This is a genomic window from Rhizobacter sp. P1_G5 (assembly GCF_056405435.1).
Window position 1 is genome coordinate 1 of the sequence record NZ_JBFUCB010000742.1, and the last position, 2,693, is coordinate 2,693.

The 2,693-nt window shown below is 72.3% G+C and carries 4 protein-coding genes and 1 pseudogene; all 5 read left to right on the forward strand.

Going from position 1 to position 2,693, the window contains the following annotated elements; genetic code table 11:
- The coding region (bufA1, locus tag AC1D12_RS30375) for a BufA1 family periplasmic bufferin-type metallophore (protein ID WP_477844959.1) at positions 1–110 on the forward strand (110 nt) is incomplete at its 5' end.
- 7 nt (positions 111–117) lie between these two features.
- Positions 118–1,008, forward strand: a complete 891-nt coding sequence (locus tag AC1D12_RS30380; protein ID WP_477844958.1) for an MbnB/TglH/ChrH family RiPP precursor modification enzyme — start codon at positions 118–120, stop codon at positions 1,006–1,008.
- Positions 1,005–1,787, forward strand: coding sequence for an HvfC/BufC family peptide modification chaperone (locus AC1D12_RS30385; protein ID WP_477827877.1), 783 nt, complete (start codon positions 1,005–1,007; stop codon positions 1,785–1,787). Before AC1D12_RS30380 ends, AC1D12_RS30385 begins: the two co-directional genes overlap by 4 nt.
- 71 nt (positions 1,788–1,858) lie before the next feature.
- Positions 1,859–2,326 carry a DoxX family protein gene (locus AC1D12_RS30390; RefSeq protein ID WP_477827878.1) on the forward strand — a complete coding sequence of 156 codons (468 nt, stop codon included), beginning with the start codon at positions 1,859–1,861 and terminating at the stop codon, positions 2,324–2,326.
- A 60-nt stretch (positions 2,327–2,386) separates the two neighbouring features.
- Positions 2,387–2,693 (forward strand): annotated as a pseudogene (locus AC1D12_RS30395) (FAD-dependent oxidoreductase); the annotation flags it as partial.

Consider the following 2,693-nt stretch of genomic DNA (forward strand, 5'->3'; position numbering starts at 1 on the left):
GTGCTGGCCAGTCCAAGGTCGACAACGGCGCCGACGAGTGGAAGTACGTCGCCAAGGGCACCTGCAAGAGCCTGGGCGGCAAGACCGCCGAAGAAGCCAAGAAGCAGTGAGCCGGCGGTGAGTGCCGCCGCGCTGCCGTCGCTCGACCGCCCGGTCGGCATCGGCTTGCGCCAGCCTCACTATGCCGAGCTGCTGGACCGCCCGTGGGAGGGCCGGCCGCTCGGCTTCGTCGAGGTGCATTCCGAGAATTTCTTCGCTGACGGCGGCGCCGCGATCGCGGTGCTGCACGAGGCGCGCTCGCGCTGGGACGTGAGCCTGCACGGCGTCGGGCTGTCGCTGGGATCGGCCTGCGGGCTCGATCCGTGGCACCTCGACCGGCTGGCGCGGCTGGCCGAGCGCATCGAGCCGGTGCGCGTCTCCGACCATGCCAGCTTCGCCCGCGCACCGGGCGGCCCGGCGGGCGCCGGACTGCTGCACGCCAACGACCTGCTGCCGCTCGCCTTCACGCGCGAGGCGCTCGACGTGATGGCAAGCAACGTGACGCAGGTGCAGGAGCGCCTGCGCCGGCCCATCCTGGTCGAGAACCTGTCGGCCTACCTTGCCTGGCAGGACCGGGAGATGAGCGAGCCCGAGTTCTTCAACCAGCTGACGCGCCGCACCGGCTGCGGGTTGCTGCTCGATGTGAACAACCTGGTCGTGAACGGGCTGAACCGTGCACGCGACGACGCTGATGCGGTGCGCGGGGCCTGCGACTGGATCGACGCGATCGATGCGGCCAGCGTCGGCGAGATCCACCTGGCCGGCTACCTCGAACTGCCCGACATCGTGATCGACGACCATGGCAGCCGCGTGCATGAGCCGGTGTGGCGTGTGTTCGCCCATGCGATCGACCGGCTGGGGCCGCGGCCGACGCTGGTCGAATGGGACACCGAACTGCCGCCGCTGGCCGTGCTGCTCGAAGAAGCGGCGCACGCCGAACGGGTGATCGCCGGGGCAGGCCAACGATGAACGAGCTCGAACGCCAGCAGGCGCTGCTGCGCAGCCTGTGGGCGCGCGATGAAGGCGCATCGCTGGCCGCTGCGGTGGGCGAGCAAGGCGCCCGGCTGCTGCGCGGCTGGCAGGCCTACCAGGCGAACGGCGGTGCCTCGGCCGAGCGCGCGTTGGCGGCACGCTACCCGACCGTGCAGGCGCTGCTGGGCGAGGAGTCGTTCGCGGCGCTGGCCCGCGCGTTCTGGCAGGCGCACCCGCCGCAGCGCGGTGATCTCGCCGAGTTCGGCGATGCCTTGCCCGGTTTCATCGCCGAGAGCGATCAACTGGCCGACGTGCCTTACGTGGCCGACAGCGCGCGGCTCGATGCGCTGGTGGCCCGCTGCGAGCGGGCGGCCGACACCGAATGCGACACCGCGAGCCTCGCCTTGCTGGCCGAGACCGATCCGGCCGGACTRACGCTCGCGCTGATGCCGTCGGTCGGCCTGCTCTCCAGTGCCTGGCCGGCGGCGAGCCTGTGGCTGGCGCACCGCCCCGGCGACGATGCAGCCGCCCGCCTCGAGGCCGCCCGCGGGGCGCTCGATTCCGGCCGGGGTGAGCACGCGCTGGTGTGGCGCGACGGTTGGCGCCCGCGGGTGCAGGCGATCGGCGGGCCCGAGGCGCGCTGGACGCAGGCCTTGCTGGAGGGCCGACCGCTGTCGGAGGCACTGGACCGCGCAGGCGAGGAAACCTTCTCTTTCGAACCCTGGCTGTTGCAGGCCTTGCAGCACGGCTGGTTGGCCGGCGCCCGTCGCTGCTGACCTGGCATCCGGGCTGCGAAAGAAAGCACGTTGCCCGCCGACCAAGGCCCATCGAATCGAAAGAGATCCCCATGAGCCTCACCCCCTTGCTGACCCTGTGGAGCCGCTTCGTCGCGCTGCTGGAAACCCTGCAGCCGGTCGCGCAGCTGGCGGCGCGGCTGTACGTCGCGCAGGCCTTCTTCCTGTCCGGCCTGACGAAGATCCGCGACTGGGACACCACGCTCGCGCTGTTCAACGACGAATACCACGTGCCGCTGCTGCCGCCCGGGTTGGCCGCGGTGATGGGCACCGGCGGCGAGCTGGTGCTGCCGGTGCTGCTGGCGCTGGGCCTGGCCGGGCGCTTCGCGGCGCTCGGGCTGTCGGTGATGAACATCGTCGCGGTGCTGAGCCTGGCCGAGATCGCACCGGCCGCGCTGCAGCAGCACCAGTTCTGGGGCAGCCTGCTGATCGGGCTGGCGCTGTGGGGGCCGGGCGCGCTGTCGCTCGACCGGCTGATCTCGACCCGATGGGGCATTCGTCCCGGGTTGGCGCCGCGCTGACGCCCCCGGGCAAGGGCCGGGGCACAATGCGGGGTTGCACCCGCCTACCCCTTGCCCTCGATGAAGCATCTCGTTCTGCTGGGCGCCGGGCCCGYCCACCTCCAGGTGCTGCGCGAGTTCGCGGCGCAGGCGCTGCCCGCGGCGCAGGTCACGCTGGTGGCGCCCTCGCAGCGCCCGATGGCGGGCGCGGCGCTGCCCGGCTGGGTAGCAGGCCGCCGCAGCCTCGACGACAGCGTCACGCCGCTGCTGCCGCTCGCGCAGCAGGCCCACGTGACGCTGGTCGAAGGCGAGGTCGATTCGCTCGATGCCGCCGCGCGCCGCGTGACGCTCGCCGGCGGCCAGGTCATCGACTACGACGCGCTGAGCC